This window comes from Pseudomonas sp. AC169, assembly GCF_979258515.1.
In genome coordinates this window covers 3,959,391-3,986,171 of record NZ_OZ409866.1, presented here as the reverse complement: position 1 = coordinate 3,986,171, position 26,781 = coordinate 3,959,391, and the positions used below count along the sequence as shown (strand labels likewise).

The window sequence follows — 26,781 nt, the reverse complement described above, 5'->3', positions numbered from 1 at the left end:
CTCATCGTGTCTGACCGATCAGGTTGAGGACGGCGTCCGCCGCCTGATTGGAGGCATCCAGCCGCAAAGTGCGGTGGATCTCGTCGAAGCCACGGGTCTGCTCTTCGCCGCCGTCGATCAGTGGCGACAGGGTCTGCGCCAATGCTTCGACCGTCGCATCATCCTGCAACAATTCCGGGACCAGCAGACGCTGGGCCAGGAGATTTGGCAAGGACACATACGGGCTCCTGACCATGCGCTTGAGAATCCAGAACGTCAGCGGTGCCAGGCGGTACGCCACCACCATCGGCCGCTTGTACAACAGCGCTTCCAATGTGGCTGTGCCGGAGGCGATCAACACCGCATTGCACGCGGCCAGGGCCAGATGCGATTTGCCATCGAGCAGGGTCACCGGCAGATCCCGGCCTGCGAGCAGCTCTTCAAGCTGCGCGCGGCGTTCGGCATTGGCGCACGGGATGACAAAGCGCAAACCCGGGCGCATCGCGCGCAGACGTTCGGCAGTATCAAGGAACAGCGCACCCAGTCGAGACACTTCGCCGCCCCGGCTGCCGGGCATCAGCGCCACCAGCGGGCCGTCGGGCAAGCCCAACTCGGCACGCGCCGCAGCACGATCGGCTTCCAGCGGAATGGTATCAGCCAGCGTGTGACCAACGAACCTCACCGGCACGCCTTTCTCTTCGTAGAATTTTGCTTCGAACGGCAGCAGCGTCAGCATCAGATCACAGCCTTCGCGGATCTTCAGCACGCGCTTCTGGCGCCACGCCCATACCGACGGGCTGACGTAATGGACGGTCTTGATCCCGGCCTGACGTAGCTTGAGTTCGATGTTGAGATTGAAGTCCGGAGCATCGATGCCGATGAACACGTCCGGCTTCTCGGCGATCAGCGTGGCGATCAGGTCTTTGCGGCGCTTGAGCAGCTCACGCAGACGCCCGAGGACTTCCACCAGCCCCATGACCGACAAGCGCTCCATGGGGAAGTAAGACGTCAGGCCTTCGGCCTGCATCAACGGACCACCGACGCCGATGAACTCGACCGCCGGATGCTGTGCCTTGAGCGCGCGCATGAGACCGGCGCCGAGAATGTCACCGGAAGCTTCACCCGCCACCAGCGCAATACGCAGATTGGCCATGATCAGCGAGTGATGCCGCGAGTCGACGACTGAATGGAGTCACGGAATATCGCAACTTCCGGGAACTGCGCAGCAGGTTCAACCAGCTCGGCCAACGCCTGTTCGACCGTGAGGCCCTGGCGATAGACAGTTTTGTAAGCGCGACGCAGGGTGTGGATCGCATCCTCGCTGAAACCGCGACGACGCATGCCTTCGAAGTTCATGCTGCGCGCTTCGGCAGGGTTGCCGAACACGGTGACGAACGCCGGAACGTCCTTGCCGATGGCGGTACCCATGCCGGAAAAGCTGTGGGCGCCGATATGGCAATACTGGTGAACCAGGGTGAAACCGGAGAGGATCGCCCAGTCATCCACATGCACGTGGCCAGCCAACGCGGTGTTGTTGACCAGAATGCAGTGGTTGCCGATGACGCTGTCATGGCCGATGTGCGCGTAGGCCATGATCAGGTTGTGATCGCCCAGCGTGGTTTCCGAACGGTCCTGCACGGTACCACGGTGAATCGTCACGCCTTCACGGATGACGTTATGGTCACCGATCACCAGACGGGTTTCTTCACCCTTGTATTTCAGATCGGGCGTGTCTTCGCCTACCGAGGAAAACTGGTAGATGCGATTGTGCTTGCCGATGCGGGTCGGACCTTTAAGGATCACATGCGGCCCAATCACGGTACCCTCGCCGATTTCCACACCTGCGCCGATGATCGACCACGGGCCGACCTCGACGCCATCAGCCAGAACGGCTGACGGATCGATGATTGCGCGAGGGTCAATCAAACTCATAGCTTGCGTTCCGCACAGATGATTTCAGCCGAGCAGACCGGCTTGCCATCGACCGAAGCCTGGCATTCGAACTTCCAGATCTGACGCTTGCAACTGATGAACTTGGCTTCAAGGATCAGTTGATCGCCCGGCAAAACAGGCTGGCGGAAGCGCAGCTTGTCGGAACCGACGAAGTAGTAAAGCGTGCCGTCGGCAGGCTTCACATCAAGCATTTTGAAACCGAGGATCCCGGCAGCCTGAGCCATCGCTTCGATGATCAGCACGCCCGGCATGATTGGATGCGCCGGGAAGTGACCATTGAAGAACGGTTCATTGATGCTGACATTCTTGTAGGCGCGAATGCGCTTGCCTTCAGTGTCCAGTTCCACCACCCGGTCCACCAGCAGGAACGGGTAACGGTGAGGCAGGTATTCGCGAATCTCGTTGATGTCCATCATTTCGGGGGGAAGCCTATGTAAAGATTGGGAGCGCGACTGACGCGCACTCCTCTAGCAAATCAAGGAGGCAGTCTAGAGGCTGTGCACACTTGATATGGAAATGGTATCAGCCATCTGATGAAGCATTGCCGTCAGGGGTCACTTCCCCTACGCGCTTTTCCAGCTGTTTCAAACGTCGCGCGATGTCATCGAGCTGACGGATGCGGGCCGCGCTTTTGCGCCATTCGGCCGCCGGTTGCATGGCTGTGCCGGAAGAATAGGCGCCCGGCTCGGTAATCGAGTGGGTCACCATGGTCATCCCGGTCAGGAAAACGTTGTCGCAAATATCAATGTGGCCGACCAGACCGACACCGCCTGCAAGCATGCAGTGCTTGCCGATTTTGGTGCTGCCGGAAATCCCGACACACGCGGCCATAGCGGTGTGATCACCGACCTGAACGTTGTGCGCGATCTGGATCTGGTTGTCGAGCTTCACGCCATTGCCGATCACCGTATCGGCCAGTGCACCACGGTCGATGGCAGTATTCACGCCAATCTCGACATCGTCGCCGATGGTCACGCCACCAATCTGGGCGATCTTCTGCCAGACACCCTTTTCGTTGGCGAAGCCGAAGCCTTCCCCACCGAGCACGGCACCGGACTGAATCACCACACGCTTGCCGATGCGCACGTCGTGATACAGCGTCACGCGCGGAGCAAGCCAGCCGCCTTCGCCGATTTCGCTGCGCGCGCCGATGAAGCAATGGGCGCCCAGTGTCACGTTTGCCGCGATCCGCGCACCGGCCTCGATCACCACGAACGGGCCGATGCTGGCGGTTGGATCAACAAAAGCGTCCGCAGCAATGACCGCTGAAGGATGGATACCCGCAGTGGCTTTTGGCTTGGGATCGAACAGGTGCGAGATGCGCGCGTAAGCCAGGTAAGGATCCGGCACCACCAATGCATTACCGGCATAACCTTCGGCGTCGGCCTCTTTGAGCAGCAATGCAGCTGCCTGCGAGCCCGCCAGGTATTTGCGATATTGAGGGTTTGCCAGAAAGCTCAAATGAGCTGGGCCAGCCTCTTGCAAAGTGGCTAGCCCAGTAATTTGCTTCTCAGGGTCGCCACTCAGGGTGGCGCCGAGGAACTCGGCCAACTGGCCGAGCTTGATAGTCACGGTCATGGGTTACTTCAGCTGATTCATGCGCTCGATAACCTGGCGCGTGATGTCGTACTGAGGTTTGACATCGATGACTGCGCCACGCTCGAACACCAGGTCAAAACCACCTTTCTTGATGACTTCTTCCACTGCGCTATCCAGTTTCGGCTTCAGTTGCTTGAGCATTTCGCGGTCGGCAACAGCTTTGGCTTCGTTCAGCTCTTTGGACTGGAACTGGAAGTCACGGGCCTTTTGCTTGAATTCCAGCTCCAGACGTTCACGCTCACCTTGCTGCATTTTGTCGCCACCGGCCATCAGACGATCCTGAATGCCCTTGGCACTGCTTTCCAGTGTTTTCAGCTTGGTCAGTTGTGGACCGAATTTTTTCTCGGCATCCACGGCGTATTTCTTGGCCGCGTCGGATTCCAGCAGGGCCATCTGATAATTCAGAACGGCAATTTTCATGTCGGCAAATGCCGGGCCTGCCACCATCAAGGAGGCCAGGAGAACCAATTGAGTCAACTTACGCACGATGCACTCCTACAAAATCCATTGTCGTTATCTTGGGTCAGACGCTTAGAACGTCTGGCCGAGGGAGAATTGGAACACTTGAGTTTCAGCCTCATCCGGCTTCTTGATTGGCATGGCCAACGCGAAGCTCAGAGGACCCAGTGCGGTGACCCAGGTCACACCCACACCCACGGAACTGGCCATGTTGCTCAGGCTGATGTCGTTGCACTTGGTGTTCGACGTCGAGCCGTTCGCATTGGTAGTGTCCTTGCACTGCGAGTCAAATACGTTACCCACATCCCAGAAAACAGAGGTGCGCAGGGAACGTTGATCTTTCACGAACGGCAGCGGGAACAGAACCTCGACACCACCCTGGATCAGGACGTTACCACCGAACGGCAGTGGATCCTGGTCCGGGTCAGCCAATGTGCCCGGGTTGGTGCCACGGCTCGGCGTACTGCGCGGGCCGAGAGTGCTGTCCTTGAAGCCACGAACCGAGTTGAAACCACCAGCATAGTAGTTTTCATAGAATGGCAAGCCATCGGTTCCACCGTATCCGTCGCCATAACCCAGCTCAGTGTGCAGACGCAGGGTGTAGTTCTCGCTGATCGGCTGGAACAGCTGACCGCGGTAATCGAGTTTGTAGAACGACAGGTCGCTGCCTGGCACTGTGGTTTCCAGGGTCAGACTCTGGGAACGACCACGGGTCGGCAGTACGCCTTTGTTCAGGGTCGATTCGGACCAGCCGGCCGAAGCCTTGAAGTTCAGGTACTTGTCGCCTTCCTTGTTAACGAAGTCGAAAATCTCGTCAACGGTGTAGGTACCGGTCTTGATCTCGTCCTGTTGAACCGACAGACCAAACGTCAGACGCGAAGTCTCGCTGATCGGGTAACCAACGTTCACGCCGGCACCCAGGCTGTCGACCGCATAGCTTGCTACGTCGACGTCGAGGTCTTTGTAGTCAGTGGTGCGATAGAACGCGTTGTAACCCAGGCTCACGCCATCGGCGGTCCAGTACGGGTCAACGTAGCCGAAGTTGTAACGGCTCTGGTATTCACTGCGGGTCAGGCCGACGCTGACGCGGTTACCGGTACCGAGGAAGTTGTTCTGGGTGATCGAACCACCGAGGATCAGACCGGCGCTCTGGGCGAAACCGACACTGGCGGTAATCGAACCGGAAGCCTGTTCTTCAACGGCGTAGTTCACGTCAACCTGGTCGTCGACACCTGGCACAGCAGGGGTCTCAACGTTGACCTCTTTAAAGAAGCCCAGACGCTCAAGACGAGTCTTGGATTGGTCGATCAGGTAGGTCGAAGCCCAGCCACCTTCCATCTGACGCATTTCACGACGCAGCACTTCGTCTTCGGACTTGGTGTTGCCACGGAAGTTGATGCGGTTGACGTAGGCACGCTTGCCCGGATCAACGGCAAACAGGATATCGACGGTATGGTCGTCATCGTGCGGCTGAGGCACGCCGTTGACGTTGGCGAAGGTGTAACCCTCGTTACCCAGACGACGGGTGATCAGCTCGGAGGTAGTGGTCATCAGCTTGCGCGAGAACACCTGGCCTTTCTGCACCAGCAACAGGGACTTGACCTGATCTTCAGGGACTTTCAGATCACCGCTGAGCTTGACGTCACGAACGGTGTACTTCTCGCCTTCGGTGACGTTGACAGTGATGTAGACATGCTTCTTGTCCGGGGTGATGGACACCTGGGTCGAAGCGATATCCATGTTGATATAGCCACGGTCCAGGTAGTAGGAACGCAGACGCTCCAGGTCACCGGACAGTTTTTCACGGGCGTACTTGTCATCGTTCTTGAAGAACGACAGCCAGTTGGTGGTTTTCAGTTCGAACAGGTCGGTCAGGTCTTCTTCGGGGAAAACCGTGTTGCCCACCACGTTGATGTGCTGAATCGCCGCAACGGTGCCTTCGTTGATCTTCACTTTCAGACCGACACGGTTGCGCGGCTGCGAAACCACTTCGGTATCGACGGTAGCCGAATAGCGGCCCTGTGCGACGTACTGACGTTGCAGTTCGTTACGCACGCCTTCGAGGGTGGCACGCTGGAAGATCTCGCCTTCGGCCAGACCGGATTGCTTGAGGCCCTTCATCAGGTCTTCAGTGGAAATCGCCTTGTTACCTTCGATTTCGATACTGGCGACGGATGGACGCTCGACAACCGTGATTACCAGAACGTTGCCTTCGCGACCCAGCTGGATATCTTGAAAGAAACCGGTTTTGAACAACGCACGAGTGGATTCCACCAGGCGACGATCATCCGCCTGCTCACCGACGTTCAACGGCAAGGCACCAAAGACGCTACCCGCGGAGACCCGCTGGAGGCCATTGACGCGAATATCAGAGATAGTGAAGGACTCGGCGTGAACTTCGGCGATCATCAATACGGTGAGAACCGCAGTTAGCAGCAGACGTTTCATGAAGTCCTTTCTTATTCCAACTGGCAATAAACAAACTGCCGCAAAATGCGGCAGATTCGCAATTCAGCGAAGCGTTACAGTCGACCCAGATCGTTGACCAGAGCAAGCAACATCACCCCGACCACCAAACTGATACCGATCTGTATCCCCCAACCTTGCACCCGATCCGACAAGGGACGACCACGCGCCCACTCGATCAGATAAAACAACAAATGCCCCCCATCCAGTACAGGAATGGGCAGCAAATTCAGAACGCCCAGGCTAATACTCAGATAAGCAAGGAAATTCAGGAAATCAGCGACGCCCGACTGGGCAGAAGCGCCCGCCACTTTAGCAATGGTTATCGGTCCACTCAAGTTTTTTACCGAGAGCTCGCCGAACAGCATTTTCTTCAGTGAATCGAGCGTCAGGATGCTCATGGTCCAAGTGCGACGGGCGCCCTCGCCAATTGCAGCCAACGGCCCGTAACTGACCTCGCGGATCATCTCCGGTGGCCAGTCGACAGCTTTAACGCCCGCGCCCAGATATCCGCTTGGCGATTTGCTTTCACCACGCGCCGCCAGGGTCACAGGGACGTCGATTTGAGCACTGTCGCGCTCGATGCGCAGCAGAATTTTGGTATCAGGACGCGTACGAACGGTATCAACGACTTGCTGCCAGTCATTCAGCGCCTGACCGTCGAGCGCCAACAGGCGATCACCAGTCTTCAGGCCGGCCGCCTGGGCCGGGCCTTTCGGATCAAGTTCAGCCAGTACCGGCGGCAGAGCCGGGCGCCAAGGACGAATACCCAGAGAGCGGATCGGGTCCGGCTCATCAGCGCCCTTGAGCCAGTTATCCAGCTTCAGCTCTCGCGGCGTATCCGCAGTCGAGCCTTGCTCTCGCACCAGCAACTGCAGAGAACCGCTTTCGCCCAGGCGCCGTACCAGTTGCAAATTGACGGCGGCCCAACCGGAAGTCGGCTCACCATCGATCGCGACGATTTCCTCACCTGCGTTCAAACCGGCACTGGCGGCGATACTACCGGACTCAACTGCACCAATGACCGGGCGAATCTGCTCGCTGCCGAGCATGGCCAGCACCCAGAAGAACACCAGCGCCAACAGAAAGTTGGCAATGGGGCCTGCGGCAACAATAGCGATACGCTGACGTACGGATTTGCGATTGAAAGACTGATCAAGCTGATCGACCGGCACTTCGCCTTCGCGCTCGTCAAGCATTTTGACGTAGCCGCCCAACGGTATCGCCGCGACCACAAATTCGGTGCCTTGCTTGTCATGCCAGCGCAGCAGCGGCATGCCGAAGCCTACGGAAAAACGTAGAACCTTGACGCCACAGCGACGCGCGACCCAGAAATGGCCGAATTCGTGAAAGGTGACCAGCACACCCAAGGCGATCAGGGTGCCGGCAATCATATAGAGCGCGCTCATCTACTTTCTCCGCAAACCTGTTCAGTGCCGCGTGTAGCCATTGTCTTGCAAATACTATCGATCGTGACGCTTCAACCACTGCCCGGCCAGCACTCGCGCCTTGGCATCCGCCGTAAACACGGCATCGAGATCCGCCAGCGCAACCACCGCCTCGAGATTCAAGACTTCCTCGATGATACTCGCGATTTCCAGATAACGGACCCGTCCGTCGAGAAACGCTGCCACCGCCACTTCGTTGGCCGCATTGAGCATCGCCGGTGCACTGTCGCCAGCCTCGGCAGCTTGCCGGGCCAGACGCAGACACGGGAAGCGCCCTTCATCCGGCGCCTCGAAGTCCAGACGCGCGACGGCGAACAGATCCAGCGGTGCGACGCCGGAATCAATGCGCTCCGGCCAGGCCAGGGCATTGGCGATCGGTGTACGCATGTCGGGATTGCCCAACTGCGCCAGCACTGAACCGTCGACATAATCGACCAGCGAGTGAATCACGCTCTGCGGATGGATCACCACCTCGACCTGCGAGGGCTTTGCATCAAACAACCAACAGGCCTCGATCAGTTCAAGACCTTTATTCATCATGCTGGCCGAATCGACCGAAATCTTGCGCCCCATGGACCAGTTCGGGTGCGCACACGCCTGATCAGGTGAAACATGCGCCAGTTCACTCATCGGCGTCTGTCGGAACGGGCCACCAGAGGCTGTCAGTAAAATCCGACGGACGCCGACCGAACCCAGTCCACGGGCGAAATCCTGTGGCATGCACTGGAAAATCGCGTTGTGTTCACTGTCGATCGGCAGCAACACCGAACCACTCTTGCGCACCGCTTGCATGAACAAAGCGCCGGACATCACCAGCGCCTCTTTATTGGCCAGGAGAATCTTTTTGCCGGCTTCGACGGCGGCCAGAGTCGGGCGCAAACCTGCCGCACCAACGATTGCCGCCATCACCGCATCGACTTCGGGAGCAGCAGCGACCTGACACAAGCCCTCCTCCCCCACCAGCACGCGGGTCGGCAAACCGGCAGCACGCAAATCATCCTGCAGGCCGCGCGCGGCAGCCGCTTCGGGCACCACAGCGAACTGCGGCACGTGGCGCACGCATAATGCGAAAAGCTCGCTCAGACGGGTGAAACCACTCAACGCGAAAACCTGATAACGCTCAGGATGACGGGCAATGACATCCAGTGTGCTCAGACCGATCGAACCTGTCGCACCCAGAACGGTAATCTGCTGAGGGCGACTCACGGTGCAGCCATCCACAACAGCACGGCAAACACCGGGATCGCCGCGGTCAGGCTGTCGATACGATCAAGCACACCACCATGACCAGGTAGCAGATTGCTGCTGTCCTTGATGCCAGACTGACGCTTGAACATGCTTTCGGTCAGGTCGCCGACAACCGAGATGAAGACGATCAGCGCAGCGCCGATCAAGCCTTTAAGCAACTCGGCGACAGTCCAGTCACGCACCAGACCGACAATCGCTGTGATCAGCAGGCTCAGCGCCAGACCGCCGTAGACGCCTTCCCAGCTTTTGCCCGGGCTGACTTGCGGGGCCAACTTGCGCTTGCCGAACTTGCGACCAGAGAAGTAGGCACCGATATCAGCGCCCCAGACCAGCACCATCACCGCCATGATCAGCCAGTTGCCCAGCGGGTACTGTTTGATCTGCACCAGACCTTGCCAGGCCGGCAGCAGAATCAACAGACCGATGACCAGTTTGGTTGCCGCACTGGACCAATGCACGCTGGAGCGCGGATAGGTCAGCACCAGCCAGGTCGCCGCCGCCCACCACAACACAGACGCACCCAGCACCCACGGGGCAAGCCCGGGCAGGATGTACATGATGAACAACATGAACGCGACCACGGCGGCAAAACCCACGCGGAACGCTTGCCCGGTGAAGCCAGCCAGACGTGCCCACTCCCACGCCCCCAAAGTCACGACCAGACCGATGAACAAGGCAAAACCGGAGCCTTCCAGCAGGAAAAACCCGCACAAAGCGATCGGCAGCAGGATCAGTGCAGTAATGATTCGTTGTTTAAGCATTAAACCCGGGCTCCAGCTTCGACCTGTTCGCTCGTTTTACCGAAGCGACGCTGGCGCGAAGCGAAATCGGCCAGCGCATTGCGCATGGCATCGTGTTTGAAGTCCGGCCAGAACAGGTCGGAGAAGTACAACTCGGCGTAAGCCAGTTGCCATAGCAGGAAGTTGCTGATGCGATGCTCGCCACCGGTACGAATGCACAAGTCCGGCAACGGCAGATCGCCGGTGGCCAGACAGGTTTGCAGCAGATCCGGCGTGATGTCTTCCGGACGCAAGTGCCCGGCCTGAACTTCACGCGCCAGACGCTGCGCAGCTTGCGCAATATCCCACTGACCGCCGTAATTGGCGGCGATCTGCAGGATGAAGCGGTTGGCACCGGCCGTCATCGCTTCGGCTTCACGCATTGCCGCCTGAAGCTCCGGATGAAAGCGCGAACGATCGCCAATGATGCGCAGGCTGATGTTGTTGTCATTGAGACGCTTGGCCTCACGACGCAATGCCTTGAAGAACAGATCCATCAAGGCACTGACTTCATCGGCCGGGCGCTGCCAGTTCTCACTGGAAAACGCGAACAGGGTGAGCACTTCGACCTTGGCCTCGGCACACACCTCGATTACGGCACGCACAGCATCCACGCCCGCTTTATGCCCGGCGACACCCGGCATAAAGCGTTTTTTCGCCCAGCGATTGTTGCCATCCATGATGATCGCGACATGGCGCGGCACCGCGGACGGCGCAGTCTGCTTGGTCTTGTCCATTTAAAGCTCGACCCTTATACGGCCATCAGGTCTTTTTCTTTCTCGTCCGTGGCCTTGGTGATCTGGGCCTCGGATTCTTTGGTCAGCTTATCGATATCAGCGATGGCACGACGCTCTTCGTCTTCGCTGATTTCCTTGTCCTTGACCAGTTTCTTGAGCTCGCCCAAGGCATCACGACGAATATTGCGCACGGCAACACGCGCGTCTTCAGCAGCGCTACGCGCCTGCTTGGTGAAGCCTTTACGCGTCTCCTCGGTGAGGGCCGGCATAGGGATCAACAGCAACTCACCCAGGTTGGTCGGGTTGAGATTCAGACCGGCGCTCTGGATTGCCTTGTCGACGGCAGCGAGCATGTTGCGCTCGAACGCCACGACCTGCAGGGTGCGCGAGTCTTTCACGGTGACGTTGGCAACGCCGCTCAGCGGGGTGTCAGTGCCGTAGTAAGGCACCATGACACTGCCGAGGATGCTCGGGTGAGCCTTGCCGGTACGAATCTGGCCGAACGCGTGGTTCAGAGACTCCAGGGATTTCTGCATACGCGCTTGGGCGTCTTTCTTGATTTCGTTGATCATTGTTGGCCTTCCTCGATCAAAGTCCCTTCAGCGCCGCCGTGCACAATGTTCAGCAGGGCACCGGGCTTGTTCATGTTGAATACGCGCAGCGGCATCTTGTGGTCGCGGCACAGGCAAATAGCTGTCAGATCCATTACACCCAGCTTGCGATCCAGTACTTCATCATAAGTCAGATGATCGAACTTCTCGGCATGCGGGTCTTTGAACGGGTCTGCGGTGTAAACGCCATCGACCTTGGTCGCTTTCAGCACGACGTCGGCATCGATTTCGATTGCACGCAGGCAGGCTGCCGAATCCGTGGTGAAGAACGGGTTGCCAGTACCGGCTGCGAAGATCACGACGTCTTTGGAGTTCAGGTGGCGCATGGCTTTGCGGCGATCATAGTGATCGGTCACGCCAACCATGGAAATGGCCGACATCACGATGGCCGAGATATTGGCACGTTCCAGCGCGTCGCGCATGGCCAGGGCGTTCATCACAGTGGCCAGCATGCCCATGTGGTCGCCTGTGACCCGATCCATGCCGGCTTTGCTCAAGGCTTCACCACGGAACAGGTTGCCACCACCGATCACCAGACCGACCTGTACGCCGATGCCGACCAGCTGGCCAACTTCGAGCGCCATCCGATCCAGCACTTTTGGATCGATCCCGAACTCTTCCGAGCCCATCAGGGCCTCGCCGCTAAGCTTGAGTAGAATGCGTTTATAGCGAGCCTGATAACCACTGCCCTGCTGAGCCATTGCGAATCTCTCCTGCGGCGTATTTAAAATTCTTTGCGAGCTGTTTACAGCTGGCGTTCACTCTAGCTTGGCGCTGCTTCAGCGCCATCGGAACATGGCTTTGTAAGTCAGTTCCAAGTGGAAACCAATTAAAAATTGGCAACCCCATCTGAAAAGAGGCTGCGCGCGTAAGCGGGCAGCCTCTTTCGGGCGACAGTTGAAAAACCGTCTTATTGCTTGGCGGCAGCCAGCTGGGCAGCAACTTCTTCAGCGAAGTTGTCGACCGGCTTCTCGATGCCTTCGCCTACCTTGAAGTAAGTGAAGGAAACGATTTCTGCGCCGGCTTTCTTGGCCAGCTCGCCAACCTTGACTTCAGGGTTCTTGACGAACGCCTGCTCAACCAGGCTTGCTTCTGCCAGGAACTTGCTGATACGGCCTTTGACCATGTTCTCAACAATGTTTTCTGGCTTGCCTTTGATCTTCTCTTCGTTCAGCTGCAGGAACACAGCTTTTTCACGCTCGATCGCTTCATCCGAAACTTGCGAAGGCAGCAGGAACTCAGGGTTGCTTGCAGCTACGTGCATCGCGATGTCTTTGGCCAGCTCGACGTCACCGCCTTTCAGGACAACAGCAACACCGATCTTGTTACCGTGCAGGTAGGTGCCGACAACGTCACCCTCTACGCGGACCAGACGACGGATGTTGACGTTTTCGCCAACTTTGGCAACCAGAGCTTCACGAGCCGATTCCTGAGCGGCGATCAGCGGAGCTGCGTCGGTCAGGTTCTCGTCGAAGGCTTTTTCTACGCTGGCAGCAACGAAGTTCTTGAAGTCGTCTTGCAGAGCCAGGAAGTCGGTCTGCGAGTTGACTTCCAGCAGCACGGCTACCTTGTCGTTCGATTTGATGGCGATTGCGCCTTCAGCGGCAACGTTGCCCGCTTTCTTGGCAGCCTTGATCGCGCCCGAAGCACGCATGTCATCAATGGCTTTTTCGATGTCGCCGTCAGCCTTTTCCAGGGCTTTCTTGCAGTCCATCATGCCTTCGCCGGTACGCTCGCGCAGTTCTTTAACCAACGCTGCAGTAATTGCTGCCATTTTCAAATTCCTCTTGGATAGGTTTTCAACCATTCCACCCGATCGAACGGGCGTTCAATTCGTCCCGAGTCCCACCTTGTAGCTGCTGCACGTTACAGGAGCTGTAGCTGCGCCGCCGACAAATGGTTTTCGAGGTGGCAAAAAGGGGGCCAAGCCCCCTTTTTGCTTACTGAGTCAACGCCAGGGCGTTAATTACTCAGCTGCAGCCTGAGTTTCTTCAGCTGCGAATTCTACAGTGCCGCCAGCAACATTGTTGCGACCACGGATCACTGCGTCAGCCATCGAACCCATGTACAGCTGGATAGCGCGGATTGCGTCATCGTTGCCTGGGATGATGTAGTCAACGCCTTCCGGGCTGCTGTTGGTGTCGACAACGCCGATTACCGGGATGCCCAGCTTGTTGGCTTCGGTGATCGCGATGCGCTCGTGGTCAACGTCGATCACGAACAGTGCGTCTGGCAGACCGCCCATGTCCTTGATGCCGCCCAGCGAACGATCCAGCTTCTCAAGGTCACGGGAGCGCATCAGCGCTTCTTTCTTGGTCAGCTTGGCGAAAGTACCGTCTTCGGCTTGAACTTCAAGGTCACGCAGACGCTTGATGGAAGCACGAATGGTTTTGAAGTTGGTCAGCATGCCGCCCAACCAGCGGTGATCGACGTACGGCGAACCGCAACGTGCTGCTTCTTCAGCAACGATCTTGCCAGCGGAACGCTTGGTGCCGACGAACAGAATCTTGTTTTTGCCCTGGGCCAGACGCTCTACGAAAGTCAGAGCTTCGTTGAACATTGGCAGGGTTTTTTCAAGGTTGATGATGTGAATCTTGTTACGCGCGCCGAAAATGTACTTACCCATTTTCGGATTCCAGTAACGGGTTTGGTGACCGAAGTGCACACCGGCCTTCAGCATATCGCGCATATTGACTTGGGACATGATAGTTCCTTAATAAGTCGGGTTTGGCCTCCACGTATCCCAATGACCAACCAGTGGCATAAAGCCAAAAGCACCCAGGTCATCGTGTCGACACGTGTGTGGATTTAAGCTTTTCGGGGTATCCCCGGAAAGCGGCGCATTTTATACCACAGGGTGCGCAGAAACGGAACCCGGAATCTGTATTCGCACCAAGGACATGGGCGCAGCCCCCTTGGAATCGGCCCCGAACGCACCATTGTATAGAGAGAAGCGATGCACACGGGCGCTGAATTGCGCCGTGCGTCTGTTAGAATCGCGTTTTTCAGGGTCGCCAATCGAACACCGGCCACCCTATCCGTACCAGCAAGCGCCGCCGAGCGCAGAGAGAGCCTGTATGACCGTCAACCTCAAAACTCCCGAGGACATCGCTGGCATGCGTGTCGCCGGCAAACTGGCCGCCGATGTGCTGGAAATGATTGCCGAACATGTCAAACCGGGCGTCACCACCGATGAGCTGAACCAGATCTGCCACGACTACATCGTCAACGTGCAGCAAGCCATCCCGGCCCCGCTCAACTACAAGGGCTACCCGAAGTCGATCTGCACCTCGATCAACCACGTGGTCTGCCATGGCATCCCGAATGACAAGCCGCTGAAAAACGGCGACACCCTCAATATCGACGTGACCGTGATCAAGGACGGCTACCACGGCGACACCAGCCGCATGTTCCACGTCGGCGAAGTGCCGGTCTGGGCCGAGCGCCTGTCGCAGATCACCCAGGAATGCATGTACAAGGCGATCGAGATCGTCAAACCCGGCTGCCGCCTCGGCGACATCGGCGAAGTGATCCAGAAGCACGCCGAAAAGAACGGTTTCTCGGTAGTTCGCGAGTTCTGCGGTCACGGCATCGGCAAGGTCTTCCACGAAGAGCCGCAGATCCTGCACTACGGCCGCGCTGGCACCGGCATGGAGCTGAAGGCCGGCATGACCTTCACCATCGAACCAATGATCAACCAGGGCAAGGCCGACACCAAAGTATTGGGCGACGGTTGGACCGCGATCACCAAGGACCGCAAGCTTTCGGCACAGTGGGAACACACGCTGCTGGTCACCGACACCGGTTACGAGATCTTCACCCTGCGCGCCGACGACACCATCCCGCGCATCTCGGCCTGATCCACACAACGCTCCCAGCCTTATAGAAGGAAAGCCAATCGATGCCGCAGGTGGATCCCGAACTCTTCGACCGCGGCCAGTTCCAGGCTGAACTGGCCCTGAAAGCGAGTCCTATCGCGGCGTTCAAGAAGGCGATCCGCCAGGCTCGCGAGGTTCTCGACACACGTTTTCGCCAAGGTCGCGACATCCGCCGCCTGATCGAAGACCGTGCCTGGTTCGTCGACAACATCCTGCAAAAAGCCTGGGAGCAGTTCAACTGGAGCGAAGACGCCGACATCGCGCTGGTCGCGGTCGGTGGCTACGGTCGCGGTGAGCTGCACCCGTACTCCGACATCGATCTGCTGATCCTGCTGGACAGCGCCGACCACGAAGTTTTCCGCGACTCCATCGAGCGTTTTCTCACATTGTTGTGGGACATCGGCCTCGAGGTCGGTCAGAGCGTGCGCTCGGTCGATGAATGCGCCGAAGAGGCGCGCGCCGACCTGACCGTGGTCACCAACCTGATGGAAAGCCGCACCATCTGCGGCCCCGAGCGTTTGCGTCAGCGCATGCTCGATGTCACCAGCACTGCACACATGTGGCCGGCCAAGGAGTTCTTCCTGGCCAAACGTGCCGAGCAAAAGGCCCGTCACCACAAGTACAACGACACTGAATACAACCTGGAACCCAACGTCAAAGGCTCGCCCGGCGGCCTGCGGGATATCCAGACGATTCTGTGGGTGGCCCGGCGTCAGTACGGCACCCTGAACCTGCGCGCCCTCGCCGGCGAAGGCTTCCTGGTCGAAAGCGAAAACGCCCTGCTCGCCTCCTCCCAGGAATTCCTCTGGAAAGTGCGCTATGCCCTGCACATGCTCGCCGGGCGCTCCGAAGACCGCTTGCTGTTCGATCATCAGCGCACCATCGCCGGGCTGCTCGGGTTTGAAGGTGACGACGCCAAACAGGCTGTCGAAAACTTCATGCAACAGTATTTCCGCGTGGTAATGAGCATCGCCCAGCTCAGCGACCTGATCATCCAGCACTTCGAGGAAGTCATCCTCGCCCCGGAAGACGAAGCGCCGCCGCAGCCGATCAACTCGCGCTTCCAGCTCCACGACGGCTATATCGAGGCACGCAACGACAACGTGTTCCGCCGCACACCGTTCGCCATGCTCGAGATCTTCGTGCTGATGGCGCAACAACCGGAAATCAAAGGGGTGCGCGCCGACACCATTCGCTTGCTGCGCGAACACCGTCACCTGATCGACGACAACTTCCGTAACGATATTCGCAACACCAGCCTGTTCATCGAACTGTTCAAGTGCAAGATCGGCATCCACCGCAACCTGCGCCGGATGAACCGCTACGGCATCCTTGGCCGTTATCTGCCGGAGTTCGGTTTCATCGTCGGGCAGATGCAGCACGACCTGTTCCACATCTATACGGTCGATGCGCACACGCTGAACCTGATCAAGCACCTGCGCAAATTGCAGTACACCCAAGTCTCGGAAAAATTTCCGCTGGCGGCCAAGCTGATGGCCAAACTGCCCAAGCCCGAACTGATCTACATGGCCGGTCTGTACCACGACATCGGCAAAGGTCGGCATGGCGATCACTCGGAAATCGGCGCGGTCGATGCCGAGGCGTTTTGCCAGCGCCACCAGTTGCCGCTGTGGGACAGCCGCCTGATTGTCTGGCTGGTGCAGAACCATCTGGTGATGTCGACCACCGCGCAGCGCAAGGACTTGTCCGATCCGCAGGTGATCCATGACTTTGCCCTGGCTGTCGGCGATGAAACCCGCCTCGACTATCTCTATGTGCTGACGGTTGCCGACATCAACGCGACCAACCCGACGCTGTGGAATTCGTGGCGCGCCAGCCTGTTGCGTCAGCTCTACACCGAGACCAAACGCGCCTTGCGCCGAGGCCTGGAAAACCCGGTGGATCGCGAAGAACAGATCCGTCAGACCCAAAGCGCCGCGCTGGATATTCTGGTGCGTGGTGGCACCGATCCGGATGATGTCGAGCAGTTGTGGGCGCAATTGGGCGATGACTATTTCCTGCGCCACACCGCTGGCGACGTGGCTTGGCACAGTGATGCGATCCTGCAGCAGCCGGTCGATGGCGGGCCGTTGGTGCTGATCAAGGAAACCACCCAGCGCGAATTCGAGGGCGGCACGCAGATCTTCATTTATGCACCGGACCAGCATGACTTCTTCGCCGTGACCGTGGCGGCAATGGATCAGCTCAACCTGAACATTCATGACGCTCGGGTTATCACCTCGAGCAGCCAGTTCACCCTCGACACCTACATCGTGCTCGACAACGAAGGCGAATCCATCGGCGACAACCCGGCGCGGGTCAAGCAGATCCGCGAAGGCCTGACCGAAGCCCTGCGCAATCCGGACGATTACCCGACGATCATCCAGCGCCGCGTGCCGCGCCAGCTCAAGCATTTCGCCTTCGCGCCGCAGGTCACCATCCACAACGACGCGCAGCGTCCGGTGACGGTGCTGGAATTGACCGCCCCTGATCGCCCAGGGCTGCTGGCGCGGATCGGCGGGATTTTCCTCGAATTCGACCTGTCGCTGCAGAACGCCAAGATTGCGACCTTGGGCGAGCGGGTGGAAGACGTGTTCTTCATCACCGACGCCCACAACCAGCCGCTGTCCGACCCGTTGCTGTGCAGCCGTTTGCAGGATGCGATCGTTGAGCAACTGAGCGTCAATCAGGAACCCGATATCAAATTGTCGCGCATCAGTATTTGATGGCGCCCCGGATTCAAATGGCTTTGCGAGAGACCCAGCCCCAATGAACAACGCTCTGAACCAGCTCCAGCCGTACCCGTTCGAAAAGCTCCGCGCCCTGCTCGGCACCGTGACCCCGAACCCGGACAAACGCCCGATCGCGCTGTCGATCGGCGAGCCAAAACACCGTTCGCCAAGCTTTGTCGCCGAAGCGCTGGCTAACAGCCTGGATCAGATGGCGGTGTATCCGACTACCCTCGGTATCCCGGCGCTGCGTGAAGCCATTGCCGGCTGGTGCGAGCGGCGTTTCGGTGTGCCGAGCGGCTGGATCGATCCGGCGCGCAATGTACTGCCGGTTAACGGCACCCGTGAAGCGCTGTTCGCTTTCACCCAGACCGTGGTCAACCGTGGCGACGACGCGCTGGTGGTCAGTCCGAACCCGTTCTACCAGATCTACGAAGGCGCGGCGTTCCTCGCCGGTGCCAAGCCGCATTACCTGCCATGCCTCGACGAGAACGGTTTCAACCCGGACTTCGATGCCGTTTCGCCAGACATCTGGAAACGCTGCCAGATCCTCTTCCTCTGCTCGCCGGGCAACCCGACGGGCGCGCTGATCCCGGTCGACACCCTGAAAAAGCTGATCGCTCTGGCCGACGAGTACGATTTCGTGATCGCCGCCGACGAGTGCTACAGCGAGTTGTACTTCGATGAGCAAACGCCACCGCCGGGCCTGCTCACAGCCTGTGTCGAACTGGGCCGCAAGGACTTCAAGCGTTGCGTGGTGTTCCATAGCCTGTCCAAGCGCTCCAACCTGCCAGGCCTGCGCTCCGGTTTCGTTGCCGGCGACGCCGACATCCTCAAAGGCTTCCTGCTGTATCGCACCTACCACGGCTGCGCGATGCCGGTACAAACGCAACTGGCCAGCGTTGCGGCGTGGAATGACGAAGTGCATGTGCGCGCCAACCGCGCGCTGTATCGAGAGAAATTCGATGCGGTGCTGGAGATCCTCAGCCCGGTGATGGACGTGCAGCGTCCGGATGGCAGCTTTTACCTGTGGCCGAACGTGCAAGGTGATGACGCCGCGTTCTGCCGCGATCTGTTTGAGCAGGAGCACGTGACGGTGGTGCCGGGCTCGTATCTGTCCCGTGATGTCGATGGCGTCAACCCGGGCGCAGGACGTGTGCGCATGGCGCTGGTTGCGCCGCTGGCCGAATGCGTCGAAGCCGCCGAGCGGATTCGCGCCTTTATCACCCGTCAGCAATAAGTCGTATTGGCCCGCGCCAGGCAATCTGGCGCGCGGTTTTATCACCGCGATACATATCAAAGCAATTACCGACTTCCTACCCGCCCTCTCCAAAGATAGTCTTCAGATGAACAGTTACTGAAACTATCAATCGCGGCCTATCGATTAAAAAACTTCCGGGCACCACCATAAGCACCTCGTCAATCAATATGGATATTGATCATGCACCATTACCCTTTCGTCAAAATGCGCAGTCGCAACTTCACCTCGGGAAAACGTCACAAGCGTTCAATCGTCTGTTCCAACCGGTTATGGGACAACGCCAGTACGGTAACTTTTTCGTTCATGGAGGATTTGTCCGATGAACTCGCCTACCGGGTCGAACGGATAATTCGCCAATGGGAACCCTTTGTCAGCCTGACATTTGCCCAGGTCGAACAAGGCCACGGGCAGATCCGTATCGCCCTGAGCGGCGAAGAGAACTGGTCGGCAATCGGCACCGAAGCGTTGGAACTCGATCAAGAAGAACCTACGCTGGTCATTCAGACTGAACCGCAAAACCCGCTATTTGAAGCCACGCTGCTGCATGAGTTCGGACATGCACTGGGGTTTCATCATGCCCATCTGCATCCCGATGCCAATATTCCTTGGGATATAGAAGCGGTGTACAAGTACTTCAGCGAAACTCATGGCTGGAACCATGAAGAAATTGAACTTAATTTATTCCGCCTCGCCGGTTGCGACATTACTTCCAGAGGAGAATACGACAGCCTTTCCATCATGCATTATCCGGCACAAAATTTTCTGACCCACGGCAACTTCGAGATTGCCTTCAACCTGAAACTCAGTGAACGGGACAAACGCTTGGCCAAGCAAAGTTATCCCGCCATTGATTATCGAGCTCAGGTTATTTGACCTGCCCCAAGTTGGCCTCACTCAAATCCAGATCGGCCAACACTTCTCGGAGAACGTCATCACCTATTTGATGCTGACGACTGAGACTATAGAGCTCCAGGCGCTGCGCCCGCAGCGCCTTCAAGCGCAGGCGACGCTCAAGCAGATCCATCTGGAACGCCAAGGCCTGCGCTTCGGCGGAATCGTTGAAAACATCCAGTTGATGGCGATACTCGGACATGATGCGCGCCTTCAGCTCTGCCGACAAAGCAGCCTGAGCAGCATCCTGCGGAGTGGTTTCCTCTGTCTCGAGCGCATGAATCGCCGCTTCCGCAGTTTTACGCCACGCATCGCGCACTTCCTGGCGCCGTTTGTCATCCGGACTTTTCTCGATGCCGCGCAACAGCAGAGGCAGCGCGATACACGCCGAAACCAGCGACAGCAGAATCACCCCAGCGGCGATGAAGATCAGCAGATCACGCTCGGGAAAAGCATCAGCCCCCATCAGCATTGGCACCGACATCACACCCGCCAGCGTCACTGCACCACGCACACCGCCGACGGTCAGCAACCAACAGGAGCGCGCGGTCGGTACTTGCGTCAGCTCGCCCTTGCCGCGCAAGCGTCGCAGCAGCACCGACAAACGCCAGATGCTCTGCACCCAGATAAACCGCAGCAACACCAGCGCGAGGAAAATCGCCACCACATCAAGGCAGCGATAGAACAACGTCGGCCACAGCGTCGGTTCATGGCTGACTACAGCTTTGATGATGTCCGGCAATTGCAGGCCAAGCAGGAGGAAAATCAAACCGTTGAAAGCGAACTCCAGCAGCGACCAGACGCTGCGATTGAGCAAGCGCGTGCTGGTCTGCCGCGGCAGCAGATCAAGCCAGCTCTGCATCATCCCCGCTGCCACGGCCGAGAATGCCCGAGACACCAAGACGCTCAGCCAACACGTAAGCGGCGAACGGCAGCAGTAACATGAACAAAACGTGCGTCGCGGGATCGTCCCAACCGCGAGCGATCATCCACGCCCGCAAACGCCCGACCAGCCAGCTCAATGCCACGCCGACCGCCAACCCACCAAGCGCCACCACGACGAAGGTGAGGCTGGCGCTGGTCAGCGAGAACACGCCCGTGATGGCGGCCACCAGGGCGAACTTGAAGGTCACCAGACCCGAGGCATCGTTCATCAGCGCTACTCACTATATGTGGACACAAATCCACATCTCGCCATGCACACAGATGGACAGACAGATCTTGCATGCATGCGACCGACAGGAAGCGCAGCCGACCCTCCCGCTACCAACACGAGGAGAAGGCAGGCAATAGAACAGGGTATGGGTGCGTCGCAGGAAGGGGTTAGGCGCAGGGCTGAGTCTCAGCTGACATCAAGCCTTGATGTCCACGACAAACTGGCCACTTTGAGCAGCACAGTAGTTGTCTTTCACGATGAAGCATTCAATGGTGTGGGTGCCGATGTACAAGGCTGTTTCATCCTTCCAGAGAGTGCCGAGCTCAGACGTCGACATCTCGAATCCACCTCGTAGACCTTTCTTCTTGGCAGCTTCCATGCCGGTATGCACGATCTGCCAATAGACCTTGAAAGTTGGCGAAACGTCGGTGGTTGCCATGAAGTTGAGTGAGCAACCTCTCCTAACGGGCACCCCACTGTAAACATGATCCGTTCGGAAATGGCTTCGGCTACCATCTATAAGATCGTTAACGCCTCAGCAATAGTCCTGCCCAGCCCTTAAAGGTTACGCCATCTAAAATATGCCTTTTAAGAAAGCCCGGATCGACTTCGGGCTTTGTAAAAAAGGCCAGGATAAACATTTCTTTTCAAAAGAGGCCTAAGCTTTAACCTTTCCAAAATAATAGCCAATTACAACCAGTCCGATACTATTCAACGTGTGCGGTATTGTGTTCCCAGAAACGGCCAAAATACACACAGTCACAATAACAATCAGCGCAATTACCGAAGGCAAGTTATCTTTAAGATTTTCAGCATTAAACCACTTCTCTGGAGAAGCCCATTTCAACAGCCCCACCACCACCAACAAAATCAAAATTGGCACAACAGAGGTTAAGATATCTACAGCTATTGGCTTCACATTTTGCCAAAACGTGGCCAACATCTCCTTAATATCTCCTGCGGCTGCCAAAGAATTGCTGGAACGGTCAAAAACAGACCAAATGTAAAAACCGATTAAAGTGAGCATCGAAAAAACCGGAACAAAAAGTATCCACCCAACAATCCCTACCAGCCGATGGAGTACAGAATATATTCCGTGATTCGATGCATTATCATTTGTCTCTGGCACGTGAATCTCCTTATAGACGCAGCTCATCTATGATACAAACTAAAAATTCAAACTATTCAAAACAATCACAATCAGCAGCGCCACATCCACCAGGCATGTAGCATTCAAAAGCTACCGGAGGATTACTACGATCACTTGCCTCATATGGCATATTCCGACCGCCATTCAATATGAGATCATTCCCCCAGGAGTGGATCACATCCATATCTCGATCAGAACAACGATAGCCAAGCATAGATCCCATATGCCTCTCACACAAAAACTCATTTATTTCTTCTTTGAGTTCATCTGGACTTACCTTAAACCATTCAGACGCGACGCCTGACCCTTCATGAGGGACGCGCTCATACTTAGTCTCAAGCATTGAAATGGCTAGCGCTTCGATTTCGTTTATCTGCTTGCTGCAAACACCTTCTTTAACCTTGAAGGCATAGTACGGTACGTAAGAGGGATTGTGGCTACTGCTAGCTCTAGTAGCTAACCTTCCAGTCGTTAGGCCGATCTTAGCTCTATCCGGGGATCTTGTGTCCATCCCGATATAAATCCATCCCGCGTCAGAGTTCTCTTGCCTGAGCCTCTCTTTTTCAACCCACGCCATTTTGTAATCATCGAATTCATCAGAGTCGAATTTTTCTTCCCATTTCCTATCTACGGCCATAACGCATCGCTCTTGTTGTTCACTGCATAGGCAGACAGTATGCCCCAAGAGGCGAAATGCCACCATCTACAGGGGCTCTTAGCTTCTATCCAAAGAGCGGATGCTCGAAGCATATGAGCAAGTCCAGGGAGCCAATACGTTACAGGGGTGCAATATCTACATCCCATGCCCAAGGTTCGCCTCGCTCATGTCGAGCTCACTCAGCACCTTGTTTACCACCTCATCGTCAACCAAGTCAGTTGCCTTTGACGGCTGGCTGGGAAAAGACTCTCGTCATTCCCACCAGAGAGTCAACCAGCAACTCAAGCATCTGGCGCCCTTGTACCACCGTATCGGACTGCTGATCGACGCCTACAAGATCAAACGCTTCGGAAAATCCTGAGGACGGCAAATGTGCGTCCGCTTGCCTAAGCTGATTGATTCCCACCAACACCTTGGTCAGCGCCCTCGCTTCCTCCAAGGTTGCTCCCCGCTTCATCAAGCCAGCTTCCAAATGTTTCATAGACCCGGACTTCGTTTTCCCAGATTGCGCGCCCATAGAGGTCAACGCATCTCCATCGAGAGATTCAACCGTAAGCCTGGCTAGATCTTTTGCGAGCTCAAGCACCCCAGTTTTCTCCAGGGCCCGGAACCGATGAACACGTTTAAAAATGTTATCCGTCGCATGATGTGGGGAGAAGAGCGGCTTTCCACTGATTTTCTCGAACGTGGCATTGACCTCGTCATATGCCGGACGCAGCCGCGCCTCAGGCGCTTTCGTTGCAGCAGGAAGAGCTTTAGCCTGCGATGCCAAGAGCTCCTCCGAAACTCCACCCTCGGGAACGACGTTTGCCCCCGCCCATACACGTTGCTGCCAAGGTGGAAGCTGGCCGATGTCCTTGGCATAAACATTGATAAAGCCTAGGGCATTCAGACCGAAATGGACGCTATCCCCGCTTGAGATCCCAATGGCGCCGGTGTCCCGGGTGTACCACCGCAGGCAAGAGCCCCGGTAGCTGCCTAAAAGAGCGGTGACGCTCGGGCGGAACCATAGCCAACCACCAGTGGATGCGAGCTCGTCCCCGCTGACACGATCGCCAGAGCCATTAATGGCGAAGTCCACCTTGGTCAGCGGCGTTTCGCCCTTTACCTTTTCGCTCACACGCCCGGGCTCAACAGCCTCAGTCATCCAAAGCGACCCACTCAGGGAATGGAGCTTTCTTCCCTCGTGTTGGATAGACCAAGATTTGGACACGACAGAATCATCGTCGGGTAGCCCAAGCCTTGGCACGTCATCGTCGGTGTCGACGTCTGTATGAGAGACATGGAAAACACCTGTCAATGAGCCGTAGGCCTTGCCGCCCTCATGGATCTCGTAATTGACGCCCTCCCAGGCAATTCCGTCCTTCTCTTCTTGCACGACGCTGGACGGCCAGCCGATATGGGACGCATCCGACACGGTCTGGGAGCGGCTTCGGTAACTACTCAGCAGCAGGTACGTGCCCCGAGCTCTCAGGTAATCACGTAGGTGCTCAGTGCGCGCTTCGAGGAATACAGGCTTACCCTGCTCGTCACGCTTAAGCCTCACGACCTCCATGAAACCCTCGACTGGCCGCAACCAAACGTCGCCTTCTCGCTGCAGGCCTAGCGAAATCACGAAATCCTGATGCAGGTGCCACTCATTCGGCACCGCACCATCGAAGCTCTGCTCAATAACCAGTCCAGTGCCTACCGCATCAGAGTGATGACTGGCCCAGTTACCCGCCCAATAGTAGGTTTTGACGAAGATGGGCTCCGCCGGAGACACTGGCTCGGGAGGAGCTGCAGGTTTGGCTGGGCGAGTGTTTAAGGACACGTTCAAGTCTGTGAATGGCAAACGGAAGCTAACGACCGAGTCAGTCTGCTGACTGAGAGTGGGACTCGGACTTGTTGACGCGTCGTGGGCATTCTCTTTCGGCCATACACGATGCGATTCTTCACCGCCGGCAAAGGTGTTACCACCAATGTCGCCCCAACCCAGTTTAGAAATTTCGTCGCGATGCTGAAGGTCGAACATGACCGAGCCTACGCCGAAATACTCTTCCAGATGGCCTTCATAGCCGTACTCCCCCTCTGACGTCAGAGTATGGTCAGCGCGCAGTGGGATCCACACCTTGTCAGAGATCGAAGCCTTCCGAATCTTGGTCATTTCAAACCAAGCCTGCGGTTTGCAGATAGCCGTTTTTGGAATCACCGACATCGCAGCTCCAACGTCCCCTTGTAAAACGATGACGGCCACCAGGTGGCTTGCATGGTCGGTCTCAGCCAGGTATTCACGCAGCGCTTCGCGCATCCCTGCGTGCGGGATCGTCTGGTCAATCGCTTCGGCAGGGAAAAACGTACCGGGGCTCTCGAAGCCGTTTTTTTCATAACGCCACAGGACAAAACTCGGGCCTTGCGCGACAACGGCGTCCGTGCGACTCAGATCGCTCCAGGCACCGCGCCAGTGCTCTGCAATCGCCTGGGCCTGGTCATCAGCGTCCTCAGGCGGTGCGTTTAAAACTGGCTCGCGGCCACTGGCGTCCGTGCCCTTCTCGGCGACCTCTAAATCTTGATCCTTGCCCATCAGCCCCTCGCGTCTGCTGCCTGCTAGTCAAAGAGCAATTTAACCACGAGCGGCGAGGCTTGTTCCAAAGACATTCTCGATTCAAATGGAATGGATCTACTAGATAAAGCAAGCAATCTTAGATTCTTGCTACAAGACGTATCGGCCACGCTCCCGAGACAAGAAATCCGCCGTGCGGCAGCGCTGTTTGGCCCTGGCTCAGACACCGGAAGGGGGACTGGACTACGGAGCGCTAGCACCCTCAATGACCCTCCACGCATATACGAGTTATACGCGGTAGCATGAAGGCAATCAGCGCGCGTTAATCCAAGGATGGAATTTTCACTGGCATACCCAGAATCGAATTTATCTCTTCTTGAAAATCAAATCCTAGCCAGTTCTGCACAGGATCACCGTATTGGTCATGCATCGCGCCGAAGAGCTCTAAGCGGCAACTTCTCGAACTCATGACTCCGAACTGCAATGTGCCGCCAACAGTATCGTGCTTTCTAGCCCGCATACGAGTTTCTAGCGCTAAACGAGGTTCTCTACCTTTCTCCTCAATTTTGGGGGTGTCCTGTAGGGACTTTATCTCTGCGCGGAGGTTATCTGCATCATCACCTATTACAGCGACCTCCCCCTTTAAAAGATCGATAGATTGAGCGACTTGAGAAAACTCCCCATTCCCATTGAACTCCGGGTGTATCCAGTAACACTCAAGTGGACGAGAGTTGAGCATATCGTCTGGGGCAATACCAAAAATGACAAACTCGCAGAATGGTGCTCTGCCCGCTGCATACCCAACGCTTGCGTCTTTAGTATAACGTTCAGATAGATGTCGTATAAGATCTGCAACAGCGCGAAGGTCTGGAGTCCTTATTTGTGTATTGTCTTTTGTCTGCGGATGCAAATTATCCAGCATCATTGACGCTGCGGAGTACGTCATGAGCGCGGGTGTTACCGCTCCAGCGTACACCATACCGACGTCGTAGCTAATCATAGGCCCAGCCGCAACAGTGTACTCAGTGACACCCCAGGCGCCCACTCTCAATCGCAATACTTTCATTGCCTGATCCGTGACCCTACTGATTGAGGTGTGATCGGAATTCTTCGATATAGCGGTCAGCAGCGAATCGGCTGCCGCCCAGACAGATAAAGAACCATGGTCATACCAGACAACAGCATTAGTCATCTACCTACTCCTTTCAAGAAACCCATGACTTTTTAAGCCTGGCAA

The 26,781-nt window shown here is 56.9% G+C and carries 23 protein-coding genes and 1 pseudogene; 4 read left to right on the top strand and 20 right to left on the bottom strand.

Features of this window, described 5'->3' with window-relative positions; translation table 11 throughout:
• Position 1: 1 nt before the first annotated feature.
• The 14 genes from lpxB to rpsB all read right to left on the bottom strand — a co-directional run bounded on the left by lpxB (position 2) and on the right by rpsB (position 13,983).
• Complete coding sequence (gene lpxB, locus ACZZ0G_RS17835) at positions 2–1,132, bottom strand: lipid-A-disaccharide synthase (protein ID WP_463556997.1); 1,131 nt, start codon at positions 1,130–1,132, stop codon at positions 2–4.
• 2 nt (positions 1,133–1,134) lie between these two features.
• Complete coding sequence (gene lpxA, locus ACZZ0G_RS17830) at positions 1,135–1,911, bottom strand: acyl-ACP--UDP-N-acetylglucosamine O-acyltransferase (protein ID WP_064393182.1); 777 nt, start codon at positions 1,909–1,911, stop codon at positions 1,135–1,137.
• Positions 1,908–2,348, bottom strand: coding sequence for a 3-hydroxyacyl-ACP dehydratase FabZ (gene fabZ, locus ACZZ0G_RS17825; RefSeq protein WP_003222142.1), 441 nt, complete (start codon positions 2,346–2,348; stop codon positions 1,908–1,910). The genes lpxA and fabZ overlap by 4 nt, the downstream gene beginning before the upstream one ends.
• Positions 2,349–2,454: 106 nt before the next feature.
• Positions 2,455–3,510: a UDP-3-O-(3-hydroxymyristoyl)glucosamine N-acyltransferase gene (gene lpxD / locus ACZZ0G_RS17820; RefSeq protein WP_463556996.1), complete on the bottom strand. Its 1,056-nt coding sequence runs from the start codon at positions 3,508–3,510 to the stop codon at positions 2,455–2,457.
• 3 nt (positions 3,511–3,513) lie between these two features.
• Complete coding sequence (locus tag ACZZ0G_RS17815; protein ID WP_007908849.1) at positions 3,514–4,017, bottom strand: OmpH/Skp family outer membrane protein; 504 nt, start codon at positions 4,015–4,017, stop codon at positions 3,514–3,516.
• A 45-nt stretch (positions 4,018–4,062) separates the two neighbouring features.
• A complete protein-coding gene (bamA, locus tag ACZZ0G_RS17810; protein WP_250603099.1) occupies positions 4,063–6,438 on the bottom strand; it encodes an outer membrane protein assembly factor BamA in 2,376 nt (791 codons plus the stop codon).
• A gap of 74 nt (positions 6,439–6,512) precedes the next feature.
• Positions 6,513–7,865 (bottom strand): sigma E protease regulator RseP, encoded by a 1,353-nt coding sequence (rseP, locus tag ACZZ0G_RS17805; RefSeq protein ID WP_463556995.1) that lies wholly within the window; start codon positions 7,863–7,865, stop codon positions 6,513–6,515.
• Between the two features lie 54 nt (positions 7,866–7,919).
• A complete protein-coding gene (gene ispC, locus ACZZ0G_RS17800; protein WP_463556994.1) occupies positions 7,920–9,110 on the bottom strand; it encodes a 1-deoxy-D-xylulose-5-phosphate reductoisomerase in 1,191 nt (396 codons plus the stop codon).
• On the bottom strand, positions 9,107–9,913 hold the full coding sequence (locus ACZZ0G_RS17795) for a phosphatidate cytidylyltransferase (RefSeq protein ID WP_038357900.1): 807 nt from the start codon (positions 9,911–9,913) through the stop codon (positions 9,107–9,109). The genes ispC and ACZZ0G_RS17795 overlap by 4 nt, the downstream gene beginning before the upstream one ends.
• Positions 9,913–10,668: a polyprenyl diphosphate synthase gene (uppS, locus tag ACZZ0G_RS17790; protein WP_007908854.1), complete on the bottom strand. Its 756-nt coding sequence runs from the start codon at positions 10,666–10,668 to the stop codon at positions 9,913–9,915. Before uppS ends, ACZZ0G_RS17795 begins: the two co-directional genes overlap by 1 nt.
• A 14-nt stretch (positions 10,669–10,682) precedes the next feature.
• Complete coding sequence (gene frr / locus ACZZ0G_RS17785; protein WP_007954771.1) at positions 10,683–11,240, bottom strand: ribosome recycling factor; 558 nt, start codon at positions 11,238–11,240, stop codon at positions 10,683–10,685.
• Positions 11,237–11,980, bottom strand: a complete 744-nt coding sequence (pyrH, locus tag ACZZ0G_RS17780; protein WP_003222124.1) for a UMP kinase — start codon at positions 11,978–11,980, stop codon at positions 11,237–11,239. Before pyrH ends, frr begins: the two co-directional genes overlap by 4 nt.
• Before the next feature lie 209 nt (positions 11,981–12,189).
• Complete coding sequence (gene tsf, locus ACZZ0G_RS17775) at positions 12,190–13,053, bottom strand: translation elongation factor Ts (protein WP_122609647.1); 864 nt, start codon at positions 13,051–13,053, stop codon at positions 12,190–12,192.
• 192 nt (positions 13,054–13,245) lie between these two features.
• Entirely contained in the window at positions 13,246–13,983 is a 738-nt protein-coding gene (gene rpsB / locus ACZZ0G_RS17770; RefSeq protein ID WP_003222119.1) for a 30S ribosomal protein S2, read from the bottom strand.
• A 373-nt stretch (positions 13,984–14,356) separates the two neighbouring features.
• On the opposite strand from rpsB, the gene map reads away from it, so the two are divergent.
• The 4 genes from map to ACZZ0G_RS17750 all read left to right on the top strand — a co-directional run bounded on the left by map (position 14,357) and on the right by ACZZ0G_RS17750 (position 20,020).
• A complete protein-coding gene (map, locus tag ACZZ0G_RS17765; RefSeq protein ID WP_016985097.1) occupies positions 14,357–15,139 on the top strand; it encodes a type I methionyl aminopeptidase in 783 nt (260 codons plus the stop codon).
• Between the two features lie 41 nt (positions 15,140–15,180).
• A complete protein-coding gene (locus ACZZ0G_RS17760; RefSeq protein ID WP_463556993.1) occupies positions 15,181–17,883 on the top strand; it encodes a [protein-PII] uridylyltransferase in 2,703 nt (900 codons plus the stop codon).
• A 43-nt stretch (positions 17,884–17,926) separates the two neighbouring features.
• Positions 17,927–19,126: a succinyldiaminopimelate transaminase gene (dapC, locus tag ACZZ0G_RS17755; protein ID WP_093436601.1), complete on the top strand. Its 1,200-nt coding sequence runs from the start codon at positions 17,927–17,929 to the stop codon at positions 19,124–19,126.
• 201 nt (positions 19,127–19,327) lie between these two features.
• The gene (locus tag ACZZ0G_RS17750; protein ID WP_463556992.1) at positions 19,328–20,020 is read left to right on the top strand and encodes a M12 family metallopeptidase; all 693 of its coding nucleotides are present in this window, start codon (positions 19,328–19,330) and stop codon (positions 20,018–20,020) included.
• Here ACZZ0G_RS17750 and ACZZ0G_RS17745 read toward each other — a convergent pair.
• From ACZZ0G_RS17745 to ACZZ0G_RS17720, 6 genes and pseudogenes are all read right to left on the bottom strand, one after another.
• Positions 20,013–21,192 (bottom strand): annotated as a pseudogene (locus ACZZ0G_RS17745) (cation:proton antiporter domain-containing protein). The gene ACZZ0G_RS17750 and the pseudogene ACZZ0G_RS17745 sit on opposite strands and share 8 nt — an antisense overlap.
• A gap of 198 nt (positions 21,193–21,390) precedes the next feature.
• A complete protein-coding gene (locus tag ACZZ0G_RS17740) occupies positions 21,391–21,714 on the bottom strand; it encodes a nucleotide-binding domain-containing protein (RefSeq protein ID WP_414916613.1) in 324 nt (107 codons plus the stop codon).
• Between the two features lie 138 nt (positions 21,715–21,852).
• The gene (locus ACZZ0G_RS17735; RefSeq protein WP_348751344.1) at positions 21,853–22,323 is read right to left on the bottom strand and encodes a hypothetical protein; all 471 of its coding nucleotides are present in this window, start codon (positions 22,321–22,323) and stop codon (positions 21,853–21,855) included.
• Positions 22,324–22,375: 52 nt separating this feature from the next.
• The gene (locus tag ACZZ0G_RS17730) at positions 22,376–22,981 is read right to left on the bottom strand and encodes a GIY-YIG nuclease family protein (protein ID WP_463556991.1); all 606 of its coding nucleotides are present in this window, start codon (positions 22,979–22,981) and stop codon (positions 22,376–22,378) included.
• 235 nt (positions 22,982–23,216) lie between these two features.
• Positions 23,217–25,565, bottom strand: coding sequence for a hypothetical protein (locus ACZZ0G_RS17725; protein ID WP_414916548.1), 2,349 nt, complete (start codon positions 25,563–25,565; stop codon positions 23,217–23,219).
• A 301-nt stretch (positions 25,566–25,866) separates the two neighbouring features.
• Positions 25,867–26,736, bottom strand: coding sequence for a hypothetical protein (locus ACZZ0G_RS17720; RefSeq protein ID WP_463556990.1), 870 nt, complete (start codon positions 26,734–26,736; stop codon positions 25,867–25,869).
• Positions 26,737–26,781 lie beyond the last annotated feature (45 nt).

What these genes read in the sequence shown, in the direction of transcription:
- bamA (WP_250603099.1), bottom strand. Translation starts at nt 6,438, where the DNA reads ATGAAACGTCTGCTGCTAACTGCGGTTCTCACCGTATTGATGATCGCC.
- lpxA (WP_064393182.1), bottom strand. Translation starts at nt 1,911, where the DNA reads ATGAGTTTGATTGACCCTCGCGCAATCATCGATCCGTCAGCCGTTCTG.
- ACZZ0G_RS17725 (WP_414916548.1), bottom strand. Translation starts at nt 25,565, where the DNA reads ATGGGCAAGGATCAAGATTTAGAGGTCGCCGAGAAGGGCACGGACGCC.
- fabZ (WP_003222142.1), bottom strand. Translation starts at nt 2,348, where the DNA reads ATGATGGACATCAACGAGATTCGCGAATACCTGCCTCACCGTTACCCG.
- ACZZ0G_RS17795 (WP_038357900.1), bottom strand. Translation starts at nt 9,913, where the DNA reads ATGCTTAAACAACGAATCATTACTGCACTGATCCTGCTGCCGATCGCT.
- dapC (WP_093436601.1), top strand. Translation starts at nt 17,927, where the DNA reads ATGAACAACGCTCTGAACCAGCTCCAGCCGTACCCGTTCGAAAAGCTC.
- map (WP_016985097.1), top strand. Translation starts at nt 14,357, where the DNA reads ATGACCGTCAACCTCAAAACTCCCGAGGACATCGCTGGCATGCGTGTC.
- rseP (WP_463556995.1), bottom strand. Translation starts at nt 7,865, where the DNA reads ATGAGCGCGCTCTATATGATTGCCGGCACCCTGATCGCCTTGGGTGTG.
- rpsB (WP_003222119.1), bottom strand. Translation starts at nt 13,983, where the DNA reads ATGTCCCAAGTCAATATGCGCGATATGCTGAAGGCCGGTGTGCACTTC.
- ACZZ0G_RS17760 (WP_463556993.1), top strand. Translation starts at nt 15,181, where the DNA reads ATGCCGCAGGTGGATCCCGAACTCTTCGACCGCGGCCAGTTCCAGGCT.
- frr (WP_007954771.1), bottom strand. Translation starts at nt 11,240, where the DNA reads ATGATCAACGAAATCAAGAAAGACGCCCAAGCGCGTATGCAGAAATCC.
- ACZZ0G_RS17720 (WP_463556990.1), bottom strand. Translation starts at nt 26,736, where the DNA reads ATGACTAATGCTGTTGTCTGGTATGACCATGGTTCTTTATCTGTCTGG.
- pyrH (WP_003222124.1), bottom strand. Translation starts at nt 11,980, where the DNA reads ATGGCTCAGCAGGGCAGTGGTTATCAGGCTCGCTATAAACGCATTCTA.
- ACZZ0G_RS17730 (WP_463556991.1), bottom strand. Translation starts at nt 22,981, where the DNA reads ATGGCCGTAGATAGGAAATGGGAAGAAAAATTCGACTCTGATGAATTC.
- lpxD (WP_463556996.1), bottom strand. Translation starts at nt 3,510, where the DNA reads ATGACCGTGACTATCAAGCTCGGCCAGTTGGCCGAGTTCCTCGGCGCC.
- lpxB (WP_463556997.1), bottom strand. Translation starts at nt 1,132, where the DNA reads ATGGCCAATCTGCGTATTGCGCTGGTGGCGGGTGAAGCTTCCGGTGAC.
- tsf (WP_122609647.1), bottom strand. Translation starts at nt 13,053, where the DNA reads ATGGCAGCAATTACTGCAGCGTTGGTTAAAGAACTGCGCGAGCGTACC.
- uppS (WP_007908854.1), bottom strand. Translation starts at nt 10,668, where the DNA reads ATGGACAAGACCAAGCAGACTGCGCCGTCCGCGGTGCCGCGCCATGTC.
- ACZZ0G_RS17750 (WP_463556992.1), top strand. Translation starts at nt 19,328, where the DNA reads ATGCACCATTACCCTTTCGTCAAAATGCGCAGTCGCAACTTCACCTCG.